Consider the following 15,832-nt stretch of genomic DNA (forward strand, 5'->3'; position numbering starts at 1 on the left):
CACCCACAACCGGGATGCTGGTGACATCGTGAGTGAAAGGGGAGCTATCCATATCTCATCCAATGATTGGGGCGAACGATGAAAGCAGTTAACGAATTAATCAAAGAGATCAGAGCACTCAAATCCAACCTGCATGAAAAAGATTTTCTGCTGACCTGGGAGCAAACGCCTCAGGAGCTGGAGCTGGTATTGAAACTGGCCGAATCCCTCAAGACCCTGCGCGCCGAAAATATCTGCACCAAACTGTTTAACAGCGGGCTCGGTATCTCGGTTTTCCGCGATAACTCCACCCGAACCCGCTTCTCTTACGCCTCTGCGCTGAACCTGCTCGGTCTGGCCCAGCAGGATCTGGATGAGGGCAAATCCCAGATCGCCCATGGCGAAACCGTCCGTGAAACCGCCAACATGATCTCCTTCTGCGCCGATGCCATCGGGATCCGTGACGACATGTTCCTCGGTGCCGGCAACGCCTATATGCGCGAAGTGGGCGCCGCACTGGATGAAGGGTTCGAGAAGGGGGTGCTGCCCCAGCGTCCGGCGCTGGTCAACCTGCAGTGCGACATTGATCATCCGACCCAGTCCATGGCTGATCTCGCCTGGTTGCAGGAGCACTTCGGCAGCCTGGAGAGCCTCAAGGGCAAGAAGATTGCGATGACCTGGGCTTACTCCCCGAGCTACGGCAAGCCGCTCTCTGTGCCCCAGGGCATCATCGGTCTGATGACACGCTTTGGGATGGACGTGACCCTGGCCCATCCGGAAGGGTATGACCTGATCCCGGACGTGATCGAAGTGGCCAAAGAGAATGCCAAGGCCTCCGGCGGCAGCTTCCGTCAGGTCACCTCCATGGAAGAGGCGTTCAAGGATGCCGATATCGTCTATCCCAAGTCCTGGGCCCCCTACAAGGTGATGGAGCAGCGCACCGAGTTGCTGCGTGCCAATGACCACGCCGGCCTCAAGGAGCTGGAGAAACATTGCCTTGAGCAGAACGCCAAGCACAAGGATTGGCACTGCACCGAGGAGATGATGAAGCTCACCAAGGGGGGCGAGGCGCTCTATATGCACTGCCTGCCGGCCGATATTTCCGGCGTCTCCTGCAAAGAGGGCGAAGTAACCGAAGGGGTATTCGAGAAATACCGTATCGCCACTTACAAAGAGGCGAGCTGGAAGCCCTATATTATCGCCGCCATGATCATGGCCCGTAAATTCTCCGCCCCGGCAGAAACCCTGGAAAATCTGATTAAAGAGGCGCAAAAGCGGGTGAAATAAATAGCAGCAGGGGCGGGATGAATATTCATCCTGCCCACGCTGTCGAATCCATTATTTCGAGTTTTCTCCCCGTGGTATCTGAATAACGGATCTCCCGGCGAGGCAGCTCTTTGTCAGGTAACGCCTAGTGAGGTAAGCATGTCCCAATTTTCGCTGAAGATGGATATTGCCGATAACCGCTTTTTTACCGCCGAGCCATCTCCGCTGTTTTCTCGCGCCGAAGCACAAAAGGCTCGCGCTTTTCATAAAAAACTGGCCGGTTATGAACCGACACCCCTGTGCGACCTCAAAGATCTGGCCGCCTATATCGGGGTGAAAAATATATTGGTCAAGGATGAGTCAAAGCGTTTTGGCCTCAACGCCTTCAAGATGCTGGGTGGCGTTTATGCCATCGCCAACCTGCTCTGTGAAAAGTACGGGGTGGCCATCGAGGATTTCTCCTTCGATCTCATCAAACGCACCATCAAGGAGCCGATGACCTTCGCCACCACCACAGATGGCAACCACGGTCGCGGCGTCGCCTGGGCCGCCAAGCAGGTGGGTCAGCATGCGGTGGTCTACATGCCCAAGGGCTCCGCCCAGGAGCGGGTTGACCACATTCTCAATCTCGGTGCCGAGTGCATCGTCACCGATATGAACTATGACGACACCGTGCGCCTGACCATGAAGATGGCCGAAGAGCGCGGCTGGCACATAGTGCAAGACACCGCTTGGGAGGGTTACACCAAGATCCCGACCTGGATCATGCAGGGTTACTCCACCCTGGCCGACGAAGCGGTCGAGCAGATGCAGGATATGGGCATCAAGCAGCCGACCCACGTGCTGCTGCAGGCCGGGGTAGGGGCGCTGGCGGGCGGCGTGCTCGGTTATCTGGTGGACTGCTTCGGGGCGAAAAACCTGCACAGCATCGTGGTCGAGCCGGATCAGGCCGATTGTATCTACCGCTCCGGCGTGGCGGGGGAGATGGTCAACGTGGGGGGAGATATGCGCACCATCATGGCCGGTCTTGCCTGCGGCGAGCCCAATCCGCTTGGCTGGCCGCTGCTCAAGAGTTGTACCACCCAGTTCATCTCCTGTCACGACAAGGTGTCGGCACTGGGTATGCGGGTGCTGGGCAACCCCCTTGGCAATGACCCCCGAATCATCTCCGGTGAGTCCGGCTCGGTCGGTACCGGCGTGCTGGCGGCAGTGCGTCACCACCCGGATCGCGCGGCGCTGATGGAACGTCTGGGGCTAGATAGCAACTCGGTGGTACTCATCATCAACACCGAAGGGGACACCGATGTGACCCACTACCGGGAAGTGGTGTGGGAAGGCAAACATCCTGCCTGCGATTAACCCCGGCTGTGAGTAATCCCTGCGAGAGCAGAGAGACGAATTGAAGAACTGATCGCGCCTCGCCAACGGGGGGCGGTAATGGGCACAGGGCGCTGCCGACGAACAGGCCGCGCACTCTCAGTTGTTATGGAGAATCACAATGAGCAAGCAAATTCCGTTTGAAATGGTGTTGGAGAAGGCCTACCAGTACAAGGCCGAGATGAGTCAGTTCCTGCGCGACATGATCGCCATCCCGAGCGAGAGCTGCGATGAAGAGCGCGTCGTGCTGCGCATCAAACAGGAGATGGAGAAGGTTGGTTTTGACAAGGTCGAGATCGACCCCATGGGTAACGTGCTGGGCTATATCGGCCACGGCCCGCACCTGATCGCCATGGATGCCCACATCGATACCGTGGGGGTCGGCAACCGCGCCAACTGGACCTTCGACCCCTATGAGGGGATGGAAGATCACGAGATCATCGGTGGCCGCGGTGCATCCGATCAGGAAGGGGGCATGGCCTCCATGGTCTATGCGGGCAAGATCATCAAGGATCTGGGGCTGGAAGATCAGTACACCCTGCTGGTGACCGGTACCGTGCAGGAGGAGGACTGCGACGGTCTCTGCTGGCAGTACATCATCGAGCAGAGCAAGATCCGCCCCGAGTTCGTGGTCAGTACCGAGCCGACCGACTGCCAGATCTACCGTGGCCAACGCGGCCGCATGGAGATCCGTGTGGAAGTGCAGGGGGTGAGCTGCCACGGCTCCGCGCCGGAGCGCGGTGACAACGCCATCTTCAAGATGGGCCCGATCCTCGGCGAATTGCAGGAGCTCAGCCACAACCTCGGTCATGACGACTTCCTCGGTAAGGGCACCCTGACCGTCTCCGAGATCTTCTTCACCTCTCCGAGCCGCTGCGCCGTGGCGGACAGCTGCGCCGTCTCCATCGACCGTCGTCTCACCTGGGGCGAGACCTGGCAAGGTGCGCTGGATGAGATCCGTGCCCTGCCTGCGGTGCAAGCCGCCGGTGCCGAGGTCTCCATGTATCAGTACGACCGTCCGGCCTACACCGGTCTGGTCTACCCGACCGAGTGCTACTTCCCGACCTGGAAGGTGGAAGAGGATCACATCACCGTCAAAACCCTCTCCAAGGCTTATCGCGAGTTGTTCAACAAGGAGCCGGTGGTGGACAAGTGGACCTTCTCGACCAACGGGGTCTCCATCATGGGTCGCCACGGTATTCCGGTCATCGGTTTTGGCCCGGGTAAAGAGCCGGAGGCCCACGCACCGAACGAGAAGACCTGGAAAGAGCATCTGGTCAAGTGCGCCGCCATGTACGCCGTGATCCCCATGCTCTATCTGGCCGAGCTGGACAAGTAAGGGGACTGCCGGGTGGTGACTGCCATCGCCGCCCAGCTGTCGCAAGTGTGGCAAGTGCCCCGTCTGTGTTGAGGCGGGGTTTTGCTGTTTGAAGTGATGTTCGAGGTGGTGGGGATGAAACGGCTGATCAAAAACGGTGTGTTGGTCGATGCGCAGGGTGAATATCGTCAGGATCTGCTGATCGAAAACGGGGTGATCCGTGCCCGTGCCGCCGATATCCAGCCCGATAGCGAAACCGGGGTGATCGATGCCAGCGGCTGCTATGTAATGCCCGGTGGCATCGATGTCCACACCCACTTCAACATCGATGTCGGGATTGCCCGCAGTTGCGATGACTTTTTCAGCGGTACCCGTGCCGCCGCCTGTGGTGGCACCACCACCATCGTCGATCACATGGGATTTGGCCCGGCGGGATGCAACCTGCATCACCAGCTGGCCCGTTATCACGACTACGCCGCCGATCAGGCGGTGATCGACTACAGCTTTCATGGCGTGATCCAGCATGTGGATGACGCCATCCTTAATGAGATGGCCGCCATGGTGCAGGAGGAGGGGATCAGCAGCTTCAAGCTCTATCTCACCTACCAGTACAAGCTGGGGGATCACGACGTGCTGCGCGCCCTGGCCCGCCTCAAAGAGGTGGGGGCGCTCGCCACCGTCCATCCAGAGAACGATGCCGCCATCGCGGCGCGGCGGGCGGCCCTGCTGGCCGCCGGTCACCATGAACCCTGGTATCACCCGCAGAGCCGTCCGCTGGAGTGCGAGGCGGAGGCGATCGCCCGGATGATCAATCTGGCGGGGCTGGCGGGCAATGCGCCGCTCTATATCGTCCACCTTTCAAATGGACTGGGGCTGGAGTATCTGAAGCTGGCGCGCCGTCAGGGTCAGCCGGTCTGGGTGGAGACCTGCCCGCAATATCTGCTTTTGGATGATTCCTGCTACTACCGGGAGAACGGAGTCGACTATCTGCTCAGCCCGCCGCTGCGCTCACGCCGCGAGCAGGACAAGCTGTGGGTTGGCATTGCTGCTGGTGACATCGACACTGTGGCGACCGATCACTGCAACTTCTCCCACGCCCAGCGCATGACCCTCTCGGGCGGCGATTTCAGCCGCTGCCCCAACGGCTTGCCGGGTGTCGAGAACCGGATGCTGCTGCTGTTTGCCCACGGGGTATTGGGCGGGCGCATCTCGCCGTCCCGCTTCGTGGCCCTCACCAGCGCCAACCCGGCGCGCCTGTTTGGCCTCTGGCCGCGCAAGGGCAACTTGCAAGCGGGGTCTGATGCCGATCTGGTGTTGATGGATCCCCGTGGTGACACCCTGATTTCCCATCAACAGTTGCACGACAACGGCGACTACAGCCCCTACGAGGGGATGCATTGCCCCGGCCGGATCAGAATGACCCTGAGCCGCGGCGAGATAGTCGCTCGCGACGGCGAGTTTCTGGGGCGGCGTGGTCACGGCCGTTTTCTGGCCAGAGCGCCCTTTGATCCGGCCTTGGCGCCGGAGCTGCACTCGCCTTGCCCCACAGTGGCCGGCTGACAATCAGTTCGAAACACGCAGAGCAGCAAGGTTATGTGAACAACGAAAGGTGGGCCGGTATTGCGCCGGCTTGTCCCATCACTGGAGATAACAAGATGAAACAGAGAATCGTACTGGCCCTTGGTGGCAATGCGCTGGGCAACAACCTGCCCGAGCAGATGAAGGCGGTGCAGAGCACGGCGGGCACCATTGCCGACCTGATCGCTCAGGGGCATGAAGTGGTGGTGACCCACGGCAACGGCCCGCAGGTGGGGATGATCCAGCAGGCGTTCGAGGTGGCGGCCCGCCACGACCCCAAGGCGCCCCATCTGCCCATGTCGGTCTGCGTGGCCCTGAGTCAGGGTTATATCGGTTATGACCTGCAAAACGCCCTGCGCGAGGCCTTGCTGGCGCGTGGTATTCACAAGCCGGTTGCCACTTTGGTGACCCAGGTGGAGGTGGATAAAAACGATCCCGCCTTCCTCGACCCGAGCAAACCCATTGGCGGTTTCTTCAGCAAGGAGGAGGCCGAAGCATTGATGGCCAAGGGCGAGCGGCTCAAAGAGGATGCCGGCCGTGGCTATCGCCGGGTGGTCGCATCCCCCAAACCCGTCGATATCATCGAGAAAGAGACCGTCTCAGCCATGCTGGCCGCCGGTCAGGTGGTGATCACCGTCGGTGGCGGTGGCATTCCGGTGCTGCGCGAGGGCAATCACCTGCGCGGTGCCAGTGCGGTGATCGACAAGGATTGGGCCAGTGCCAAACTGGCGGAACTGATTGACGCCGACATGCTGATCATCCTTACCGCGGTAGAGAAGGTCGCCATCAACTTCGGCAAGCCCGATGTGCAGTGGCTCGATCAGCTAAGCGTGGCCGATGCCAACAGCTTTATTGCACAGGGGCAGTTTGCCAAGGGATCCATGCTGCCCAAGGTGGAGGCGGCGCTCTCGTTCGCCACATCCATGCCGGGGCGAAAATCCCTGATCACCTTGCTGGAGAAGGCCGCCGACGGCATTGCTGGCAAGACGGGAACCCTTATCAGCCGCTAGGCGTCCCAGCTCGGGTTGAGTGTGATTGCGGGGGCCGTCGGCCCCCTTGTTCATTTTGGGGCAGTCATGGTCAGCGGAGGATGAGCGGCGTAAGATGGCCGCCTTCAAGCGCGGGCAAGACGCCGAGAGCAGACCCGGCGCAATGAGTGACAAGAGGTGAGTAACAAGCAAATGAGCGGAAAGATCAATATGGCGGCGTTGGTGGGATTGATCCTGCTCACCGCCATCTGGAGTTACAGCTGGATCGTGATGAAGCAGGTGATGCTCTACGCGGGAGCCTTCGAGTTCACCGCCCTGCGCTGCATGTGCGGATCTCTGGTCTTGTTGTTGGTATTGGCCATGCGCGGTCGCCGTTATCTCAAGCCCACCCCGTTTCGCTATACCCTCGCCATCGCCCTGTTCCAGACCTGCGGCATGGTGGGGTTGGCCCAGTGGGCGCTGATCAGCGGCGGGGCGGGCAAGGTGGCCATTCTGAGCTACACCATGCCGTTCTGGGTGGTGATCTTCGCGGCGCTCTTTCTCGGCGAGCGGATGCGCAAACTCCACTATCTGGCGGTCGGGGTGGCCGCCTGCGGCCTGCTGCTGGTGATCGAGCCCTGGCAGTTGCATCTCGATTCCATGAAGAGTGCGCTGCTGGGGATTGCGTCCGGCATCTGCTGGGGGATCAGCGCCATCATCGCCAAGCGGATGTATGCCCGCCACCCCGGGGTGGATCTGATGTCCCTCACCACCTGGCAGATGATCTACGCCACCGTGGTGATGGCCGTGGTGGCGGCGCTGGTGCCGGAGCGCCCCATCGACTGGCAGCCCTACGTGATGGGGGCGCTGGCCTATAGCGCCATCTTCGCCACCGCCATCGCCTGGAGTCTCTGGCTGTTTGTGCTGAAAAAACTGCCAGCGGGGATTGCCAGCCTCAGCACACTGGCGGTGCCGGTGAGCGGCGTGCTGCTCTCCTGGTGGCTGCTGGGCGAAAATCCGGGGCCGGTGGAGGGGAGCGGCATCGCCCTTATCGTGCTGGCGCTGTTGGTGATTAGCCGCAAGGGCAAACGCTCCGTGGTGTCGGTGGCGGGGGAGACTCGCATCAAGCACGGCTGAGTCGATTGTCGGCAACGAAATAAAAAGGGCCCGCCATCATGGCGGGCCCTTCTGGTTTTAAGAACACTCTCTTATCTGCGCTGGGCCAGATGCATCATGGCTTCCAGCACGGCGCCGCCGATGGCGCGAGCCTTGTCCGATACCGTAGTGGCGTCGGCCCGCTCGCCTCTGGGGTCGATGTCACCGATCTTGAAGCCGACGGTCACCTCGATGCCATCGCTCAGCAATCCCCGTACCATGCCGGAGAGCGGCGCGATAATGGGGGCGTCCCCCACATGGGCGATCACATCCCCCTCCTGCACCAGATCACCGAGCTTGATAAAGCTCTTCATCACCCCGGCGACAGGGGCGCGCACTACCCGGCGGGCGGAGTGCCCCTCTATCACCCCGGGAATGCCGGTATTGGGCTGGGCGGGGCCCTGATAGATGACCCGCCCCAGATGGTGACCGCGGTTGGTTTCGATCACCGCATCGCAGTCGCGTCCCGCCTCAAATCCCGGGCCGAGGGCGACCGTGATGGGGGCCATCTCCTTGTGGGTGCCGAGGTTCTGCTTGGCCAAAATGGCATCCACCAGATAGCGGGGCTTGAGCTCGGTGAGGGTGGCGCAGTCGGGGTCAACCAGCAGCGGAACGATGCCCCGATCCAGCTGCTCGAACGCCTGCTCGACGCTCTCGACCCGCTTGGCGCTCACACCCTCGACGCTGGTTTCACCGTCGAACATCCCTTGCGCGAAGGCGACGGTGCGGCGGATCACCGTGGGTTTGTCGAGATCCAGCATCACCACCTTGAAGCCGGCATTGTGCAGGCGCAGCGCCACGCCGGTAGCGATATCGCCGGAGCCGCGCATCACCACCAGTTGATCCCGCTTGAGGCGCACGTCATCCTGCATCAGCCCACCCGATTTGCCGTTTTTCACCTGCAGCAGCTCGGCGAGAATGCTGATGGCGATCTCCTCGGGGGTCTCGGCACCTATGTTGTAGCCGATGGGGGCGTGCAGCCGCTGCAACTGCTCCTGACTCACCCCTTGTTGGCGCAGCGCCTGGGTGAAGGTCTGTACCTTGCGCTTGCTGGCGAGCAGCCCCAGATAGGCGAGGGGACGGCTGATCAGCCGATCCAGCGCCTCCTTGTCCTGATGGTTGGTGGCGATGATGACGAAGTTGGCAGGCTCGATGGCCAGCGCCTCGATCACCGCGCTGATGGTATCGGCCTGCTTGAGATGGGTACCGGCGGGGAAGTGGTCGGGATTGAGGCTCCCTTCAAAGCAGTCGCCCACATGGATATCAAAACCCAGCGGCGCTGCGGCATGGGCCAGCGCCCGGTTGACGTGACCGGCACCAATGAGCACCAGACGGGGGCGCAGGCCATAGACATCGATATAGACCGACATGGCGCCGCCGCAATCCGACCCCACCGCATGTTCGCCGTTGCGGGCCATCCGCCCGTGGAAGATGCGGGGCTTGCGCTCACCAATGGCCGCCACCGCCTCTCCGATCACCAGCCGCTCTATCATGCCGCCGCCTATGGTGCCGAGGATCTGGCCATCAGCCATCACCAGCATCTGGGCCTGATGGCGGGGAGTGGAGCCGCGGCTCTCGATGATCTGGGCAATGGCGAACGGAGTGTTCTCCTGTTCCAGTCGGGCTGCGTGTGAAAAAAGATTCATAAGGTACCTCTTCTTATCCTTAAACCATCATGGGCGAGGCGGCTGAGCCTCATCCTGAGCGAAGTAGCCGAGTGCGTGGCGAATGGGTTGTGGCTCGCGTACCGCCCCCTGCCAGATGGCGTGGAGCTCGGGATGCCGGGCCAGCAGGTTTATCAATGGCTGCTGCCATGACGCCTCATTTTGATAATCGCCATTGATAAACCAGATCCGGCGCGCCCTGGCCGGGGTGCCCTTGAACATCCCTTGAGGGTGGCAGAGCAGCTGGTGAAACAGCATCCAGTCGAGGGGGGCACCGGCCTCTATCCCGCACAGGGCCTGGAGTTCGGCCCAGCGGTGGATCTGCTGCGGGTCCGCCTTGGCCCCTACCATGGCGCCACCCGTCAGGGCGATCACCCAATCACTGCTCTGGGGAATGCAAGGTTCGTGCAAAGCGGGCACTTTCAATAACTTGTGATGGGCGCCATCCGCTTCGACCAGGATCAGATCGAAGCGCTGCTGCCCCTTGATGAGATCAATCTGCTGGGGCGTGGGGCCCGCCACCTTGCCGCTGGCCTGATCGATATGGCTGAACAGGGCGACCAGGGTCGGTTCATCCGGTAGCGCCTGACAACGGGTAAGTTGACGAACGGGATCCGTTTCGATAATCAATTCCCGATAGTGTGACGGGGCAGGCAGAAACATCCGGGTGGTGGTGGTAATTAGCACCCTTTTACCCTGCTTATAAAAATATTCCGCCAGCCAGAACAGGGTGCTGGTTTTTCCTCCGGCACCACAAAGGCTAATTAGCGTGGTATGGTTGTCACTATTTTCAAGCAGTGGATTTAAAAGCGAACCAATATCCGGAAACGCGTGAATAACAGAGTGTGGCAAGGACATGGCAATGACCGAAATAAATTGCGAGGTGAATGAAAAGGTGCAGGCTCGGGGGCGTGAACAGTGTGACTGTATAATTACCGCAGCAGGTTTGTCATCCCGCATGGGGGCATGGAAAATGATGCTACCTTATGGCGCGGGGACAATTCTTGATGCAAGTCTCAAAAATGCCCTGGCTTTCTGCTCCCGGATTATTTTGGTCGTGGGTCATCGCGGGGCCGAACTCGCTGCCTGTTATGGGAATCGCCCCGACATTCTCATCGTCCATAACCCTGACTATGAGTTGGGGCTGGGCAGTTCCATCCGCTGCGCTCTGGCGGCCAGCAATGCTGACTACCTCTTTATCAGCCACGGGGATCTGCCCTGTATCCCGTGCGAGGTCTATCAGCAGTTGTGGCAGGCGCGCGGAGAGCTCGCCCTGTTCCCGAGCTTTGAGGGGGAGGCGGGTCATCCGGTCTTGCTGCCAAAATCCCTCGCAAGGGAGCTGGCTGCCGCGCCGGCACAGGGTTCGGTGCGCCGCTGGTTGCTGCAACGTCCCCATCGCACCATACCGGTCGAGAGTCCTGCCATCCTCTTTGATATCGATACCCCCGAGCGCTATCAGGCGCTGATCCGTGGCGAACTGGAGCTGCGTTCTGCCGAGGAGTTTACGACCGAGCAGGGCTGAGTCGCATCGTTGGGGCCCACCTCCCTCTGCGTGCAATGGCAGCCAGAGGGGGGATAACGCCGAGTCATCTCGCAGCCTTTGGATAAACCGAAATAGCGACGACTGCCTTTTATATAGCAGTGACTTTTAAGCAAACCCAGACCATATTGGCCGGGGTTTGCTTGCGATAATGCTGGATGATTTTTACCCTATCAAAGTGATATTTATCGCTGCCGATTTGATACTTTTCATTTTTCTCTGGCATTGCCTTGAATAAAATTTCAAGTGAGTGAGAACCACTCTCATCAATCATAATGGCGACATGCCAAACAGCCTTCATTAATTCGAGCCATCTCACGCTTTTACCCTAAAAAATAGTTTTGCCGATGGAGTGGCCTGATAGTTGCTCCTCTCCTTGCCAAGGGGTAATGCCCGTGCGGGATACCCCATTTATTCATGCTGCCAATGGGCAGAACAGCTGCAAGGAGATAGCCATGGGCGATATTATGCGACCCGTTCCGTTCAAGAACCTGCTGACCCGTATTTTTGCGGAATATAAAGAGAGTCAGAGCATTTTCGGTATTCCCGCCGCGCAATTCTATCGCAAGCAGGACGAGCGCAAGATCAAGGTGTTCGGTGAAACCTGCGAGACCCCCATTGGTCCGGCAGCCGGCCCTCATACCCAGTTGGCCCAGAATATCGTCACCTCCTGGCTGACCGGCGGGCGCTTTATCGAGCTCAAGACGGTGCAGATCCTGGACCGTCTCGAACTGGAAAAGCCCTGTATCGATGCCGAGGATGAGTGCTTCAATACCGAGTGGTCCACCGAGTTCACCCTGCCCAAGGCATTTGACGAGTATCTGAAAGCCTGGTTTGCCCTCTACCTGCTGGAGGAGGTGTTTGACCCCCGTCTCGACGGAGAGGCCAAGTCCTTTATCTTCAACATGAGCGTGGGTTACAACCTCGATGGCATCAAACAGCCACCGATGCAGCAGTTCATCCACAGCCTGATGGATGCCAGCAGCAATCCGAAATTTGCCGAGTACCAGCAGGTGGTACGTGACCTCGTGGCCGACGAGCAGTTTATCGCCGAGCTGGGACTGGGGGCGCGCCGCGCTCGCCTGCAACAGCTGGTGGATCGTATCCCGGCCAATCTGGTTCACGGCGTTACCCTCTCTACCATGCACGGCTGCCCGCCCAACGAGATTGAGGCCATCTGCCGCTACATGCTGGAAGAGAAGGGGCTCAACACCTTCGTCAAACTCAACCCGACCCTGCTGGGCTACCCGCGGGTGCGCGAGATCCTCGATACCTGCGGCTTTGATTACATTGGTCTGAGCGAAGAGTCATTCGATCACGACCTCAAGCTGGATCAGGCCAAAGCCATGCTGACTCGCTTGATGGCGCTGGGGGCCGAGAAGGGGCTCACCTTCGGGGTGAAACTCACCAATACCCTTGGCACCATCAACCGCAAAGGGGCACTGCCCGGCGATGAGATGTATATGTCCGGCCGTGCGCTGTTCCCGCTCTCCATCAACGTGGCCGCCGTGCTGTCCCGTGCCTTCGATGGCAAGCTGCCCATCTCCTACTCGGGCGGTGCCAGCAAGTTCAACATCGCCGAGATCTTCGAGACCGGTATCCGTCCCATCACCATGGCCACCGACCTGCTGAAACCGGGCGGCTACCTGCGCCAGATCGAGTGCCTCAAAGAGATCGACGCTTCTGACAGCTGGGGCATGAGTCAGGTGGACGTGGCCAAGCTGGAGGCGCTTGCCGCCAAGGCGCTCACCATGGATTACACCCAGAAGGAGTGGAAGTCCGAGGATCGGATCGAAGTGGGTGGTGGCCTGCCGCTGACCGACTGCTACGTGGCGCCCTGCGTCACCGCCTGCGCCGTGCATCAGGATATCCCCGAGTACATTCGTCTGATGGGCGAGGGAGAGTATGTGGCAGCCCTTGAGCTGATTTATCAGCGCAACGCCTTGCCTGCCATCACCGGCCACATCTGCGATCACCAGTGCCAGTACAACTGCACCCGTCTCGACTACGAAAGCGCGCTCAATATCCGCGAGCTGAAAAAAGTGGCGCTGGAGCGCGGCTGGGAAGGGTACAAGGCCCGCTGGCACAAACCGGCAGGCAGTGGTGACAAGCATCCGGTGGCGGTGATTGGCGCCGGTCCGGCCGGTCTCTCCGCCGGCTACTTCCTGGCCCGTGCCGGTCACCCGGTCACCGTGTTCGAGCGCGAAGCGGATGCCGGTGGCGTGGTCAAGCACATCATCCCCGAGTTCCGCATTCCGGCTGAACTTATCCAGCACGACATCGACTTTGTTGCCGCCCACGGGGTCAAGTTCGAGTTTGGCTGCGATCCGGCACTCACCGTCGACAAGCTGCACGCCCAGGGCTTTAGCTATGTCTTCGTCGGCATTGGCGCCGACAAGAACGGTGGCATGCGCCTTGAGGGGGGACACGAGCGGATTTACAAATCCTTCCACTTCCTGCGCAGCTTCAATCAGGGCAAACCGCTGCCGCTGGGCCGCCATGTGGCTGTGGTTGGTGCCGGCAACACCGCCATGGACTGTGCCCGCGCCGCCCTCAAGGTGCCGGGTGTCAGCGATGTGACCGTTATCTACCGCCGCAGCGAAAAAGAGATGCCCGCCTATCGCGAGGAGTATCTGGAAGCAGTGGAGGATGGGGTGCGTTTCTGCTTCCTCACCAATCCGGAGCGCTTTGAGAAAGATGGCAAGCTTACCGTGCGGATGATGGCGCTGGGGGAACCTGACGAGCAGGGCCGCCGCCGTCCGGTGCCCACCGAGCAGACCGAAGTGATGCAGATGGATGCCCTGATCACCGCCATCGGCGAGCAGCCTGATTGCGAGGTATTGAAAGCGATGGGCATTCCCCTTGGCAGCGATGGCTGGCCCGAGGTGGATGGCCAGACTGGCGAAACCAGCCGTCGCAACGTCTTCCTCATCGGTGACGTGCAGAGCGGACCATCCTCCATCGTCGGTGCCATCGGTGGTGCCCGCCGCGCGGCGGATCTGGTGCTCTCTCGCGAGCATATCGCCAGCCAGCAGAGCGAAGTGACCATCCAGCCGTCGGGCAAGGATGAGATCTACCGCCGCAAGGGGAGCATCGCCGTCACCATGGTCGACAAGAACGAGCGTGATGCCTTCGTGGCGCAAGAGGCGCACCGCTGCCTCGAGTGCAACTACCTCTGCAGCAAGTGCGTGGATGTCTGCCCCAACCGGGCCAACGTCGCCATCGCGGTGCCGGGCTTCAAGGATCAGTTCCAGACATTGCACCTGGATGCCTACTGCAACGAATGTGGCAACTGCGCCCAGTTCTGCCCGTGGCAGGGCAAGCCCTATCAGGACAAGGTCACCATCTTCAGCCTGCCCGAGGACTTCGACAACAGCCGCAACCCCGGTTTCTATCTGGCTGACGGTGGTGAGCTGCGGGTGCGTCAGGGTGGTGAGACCTATCGCCTGACTATCGATGCCCAGAGCCGGATCAAGGATGCGCCTGCGGCCCTTGGCGATATGTGCCGGATCATCAGCCATGTCCATGCTCATCACCACTACCTGCTGGGGGCCGTCGAGGCCTGAGCGAACCACGAATAAGCGAAGGAGCAAACCATGTTTATTCTGAAGAACGTCACCGCTGTCCAGCTGGAGCCGACCCGGGTGCTGGAAGGGGTGGATATCGCCATCGAAGGATCGCTTATCAAAGCGGTGGGGCCCAATCTGCGGGCCCTCTATCCGGAGGCCAACTATCGGGAGATGGGGGGCAAGCTGGTGATGCCGGGCATTGTCTGTGCCCACAACCACTTCTACTCCGGCCTGTCGCGGGGGATCATGGCCAATATCGCCCCCTGCCCGGATTTTATCTCCACCCTGAAAAACCTCTGGTGGCGCCTCGATCGGGCGCTCGATGAAGAGTCCCTCTACTACAGCGGTCTCATCTGCTCGCTGGAAGCGATCAAGAGCGGCTGCAGCGCGGTGATCGACCACCACGCTTCGCCCAACTTCATCAAGGGCTCCCTGAATGTGTTGCGCAAAGGGTTTATGGAGGCGGGTCTGCGCGGCATGACCTGCTTCGAGACCACGGATCGCAACGGCGGCCTCGCCGAGCTGCAGGCCGGGGTAGAGGAGAACATCCTGTTCGCCCAACAGATCGATGCGGCCAAAGCCAAGGGGAGCGAACCCTATCTGGTGGAAGCCCATATCGGTGCCCACGCCCCCTTCACCGTGCCCGACGAGGGACTCGCCATGCTGCGCGAAGCGGTGCAGGTCACCGGTCGCGGGCTGCATATCCATGTGGCGGAAGACCGCTACGACATGGCCCACGGTCACCACCACTATGGCAAGGAGCCCATCGCCCGGCTGGACGAGTTTGGCCTTGTCGACAGCAAGACCCTGATCGCCCACGGCATCTACCTGAGCCCGGCTGACATCGAGCTGCTCAACAGCCGCGATGCCTTCCTGGTGCACAACGCCCGCTCCAACATGAACAATCATGTGGGCTACAACATGCACCTGCCGGAGTATCGCAATCTGGCGCTTGGCACCGATGGTATCGGCTCCGACATGCTCGAAGAGCTCAAGTTTGCCTACTTCAAGCACAAGGATGCCGGTGGCGCGCTCTGGCCTGACAGCTTTGCCCGCTTCCTCTGGAACGGCAACACCCTGCTGGAGCGCAACTTCGGCGCCAAATTTGGCCGCCTGGAGCCGGGTTACAAGGCCGACCTCACCATCTGCGACTACGCCGCACCGACCCCGCTGGCGCCGCGCAACCTCGGCGGCCATCTCGCCTTTGGTATGGGCTCATCCTCGGTCAACAGCGTGATGGTCGAGGGACGCATGGTCTATCAGGATCGCGAGTTCGCCTTTGACGTCGAGCCCATTTATCAGCAGGCCAGCAAGGTGGCGAGCCGCCTGTGGCAACGGATGGATCAGCTGGCCTGAGGCCACCCTCCGCACGTTTGGACTGGATTGCCCGCCCTGTGGAACTCCCCGGCGGCGGGCAG

General features: G+C 60.5%; 12 protein-coding genes. 9 read left to right on the forward strand and 3 right to left on the reverse strand.

Annotated elements, in window-relative coordinates; all coding sequences use genetic code 11:
• Window positions 1-78: 78 nt before the first annotated feature.
• The 6 genes from ygeW (at window position 79) to ACTG2O_RS14470 (ending at window position 7,623) form a co-directional block, all read left to right on the forward strand.
• The gene (gene ygeW / locus ACTG2O_RS14445) at window positions 79-1,266 is read left to right on the forward strand and encodes a knotted carbamoyltransferase YgeW (protein WP_005336811.1); all 1,188 of its coding nucleotides are present in this window, start codon (window positions 79-81) and stop codon (window positions 1,264-1,266) included.
• Window positions 1,267-1,404: 138 nt separating this feature from the next.
• Window positions 1,405-2,604, forward strand: a complete 1,200-nt coding sequence (gene dpaL / locus ACTG2O_RS14450) for a diaminopropionate ammonia-lyase (protein WP_019445869.1) — start codon at window positions 1,405-1,407, stop codon at window positions 2,602-2,604.
• A gap of 139 nt (window positions 2,605-2,743) precedes the next feature.
• Window positions 2,744-3,961: a YgeY family selenium metabolism-linked hydrolase gene (locus tag ACTG2O_RS14455; protein WP_005336806.1), complete on the forward strand. Its 1,218-nt coding sequence runs from the start codon at window positions 2,744-2,746 to the stop codon at window positions 3,959-3,961.
• A 114-nt stretch (window positions 3,962-4,075) separates the two neighbouring features.
• A complete protein-coding gene (gene hydA, locus ACTG2O_RS14460; protein WP_439976665.1) occupies window positions 4,076-5,500 on the forward strand; it encodes a dihydropyrimidinase in 1,425 nt (474 codons plus the stop codon).
• Window positions 5,501-5,595: 95 nt separating this feature from the next.
• Window positions 5,596-6,528, forward strand: a complete 933-nt coding sequence (gene arcC / locus ACTG2O_RS14465) for a carbamate kinase (protein ID WP_019445871.1) — start codon at window positions 5,596-5,598, stop codon at window positions 6,526-6,528.
• A gap of 171 nt (window positions 6,529-6,699) precedes the next feature.
• On the forward strand, window positions 6,700-7,623 hold the full coding sequence (locus tag ACTG2O_RS14470) for a DMT family transporter (protein WP_439976158.1): 924 nt from the start codon (window positions 6,700-6,702) through the stop codon (window positions 7,621-7,623).
• A gap of 71 nt (window positions 7,624-7,694) precedes the next feature.
• Here ACTG2O_RS14470 and yqeB read toward each other — a convergent pair whose 3' ends face one another.
• Window positions 7,695-9,287 carry a selenium-dependent molybdenum cofactor biosynthesis protein YqeB gene (gene yqeB, locus ACTG2O_RS14475; RefSeq protein ID WP_236284446.1) on the reverse strand — a complete coding sequence of 531 codons (1,593 nt, stop codon included), beginning with the start codon at window positions 9,285-9,287 and terminating at the stop codon, window positions 7,695-7,697.
• Window positions 9,288-9,314: 27 nt separating this feature from the next.
• Entirely contained in the window at window positions 9,315-10,163 is an 849-nt protein-coding gene (gene yqeC, locus ACTG2O_RS14480; RefSeq protein WP_236284447.1) for a selenium cofactor biosynthesis protein YqeC, read from the reverse strand.
• A 4-nt stretch (window positions 10,164-10,167) separates the two neighbouring features.
• Between yqeC and mocA the strand changes: the two genes are divergently transcribed.
• On the forward strand, window positions 10,168-10,827 hold the full coding sequence (mocA, locus tag ACTG2O_RS14485) for a molybdenum cofactor cytidylyltransferase (RefSeq protein ID WP_265346711.1): 660 nt from the start codon (window positions 10,168-10,170) through the stop codon (window positions 10,825-10,827).
• Between the two features lie 109 nt (window positions 10,828-10,936).
• On the opposite strand, the gene ACTG2O_RS14490 is transcribed toward mocA, so the two are convergent.
• Window positions 10,937-11,164, reverse strand: a complete 228-nt coding sequence (locus ACTG2O_RS14490; protein WP_439976162.1) for a hypothetical protein — start codon at window positions 11,162-11,164, stop codon at window positions 10,937-10,939.
• 136 nt (window positions 11,165-11,300) lie between these two features.
• On the opposite strand from ACTG2O_RS14490, the gene ygfK reads away from it, so the two are divergent.
• Together ygfK and ssnA are read left to right on the forward strand one after the other, a co-directional pair.
• The gene (gene ygfK / locus ACTG2O_RS14495; RefSeq protein ID WP_439976164.1) at window positions 11,301-14,411 is read left to right on the forward strand and encodes a putative selenate reductase subunit YgfK; all 3,111 of its coding nucleotides are present in this window, start codon (window positions 11,301-11,303) and stop codon (window positions 14,409-14,411) included.
• A gap of 30 nt (window positions 14,412-14,441) precedes the next feature.
• Entirely contained in the window at window positions 14,442-15,770 is a 1,329-nt protein-coding gene (gene ssnA, locus ACTG2O_RS14500; RefSeq protein ID WP_029300822.1) for a putative aminohydrolase SsnA, read from the forward strand.
• The last annotated feature ends 62 nt before the right edge of the window (window positions 15,771-15,832 follow it).

The organism is Aeromonas sp. 61P (assembly GCF_051919545.1).
Taxonomy (GTDB): domain Bacteria; phylum Pseudomonadota; class Gammaproteobacteria; order Enterobacterales; family Aeromonadaceae; genus Aeromonas; species Aeromonas veronii.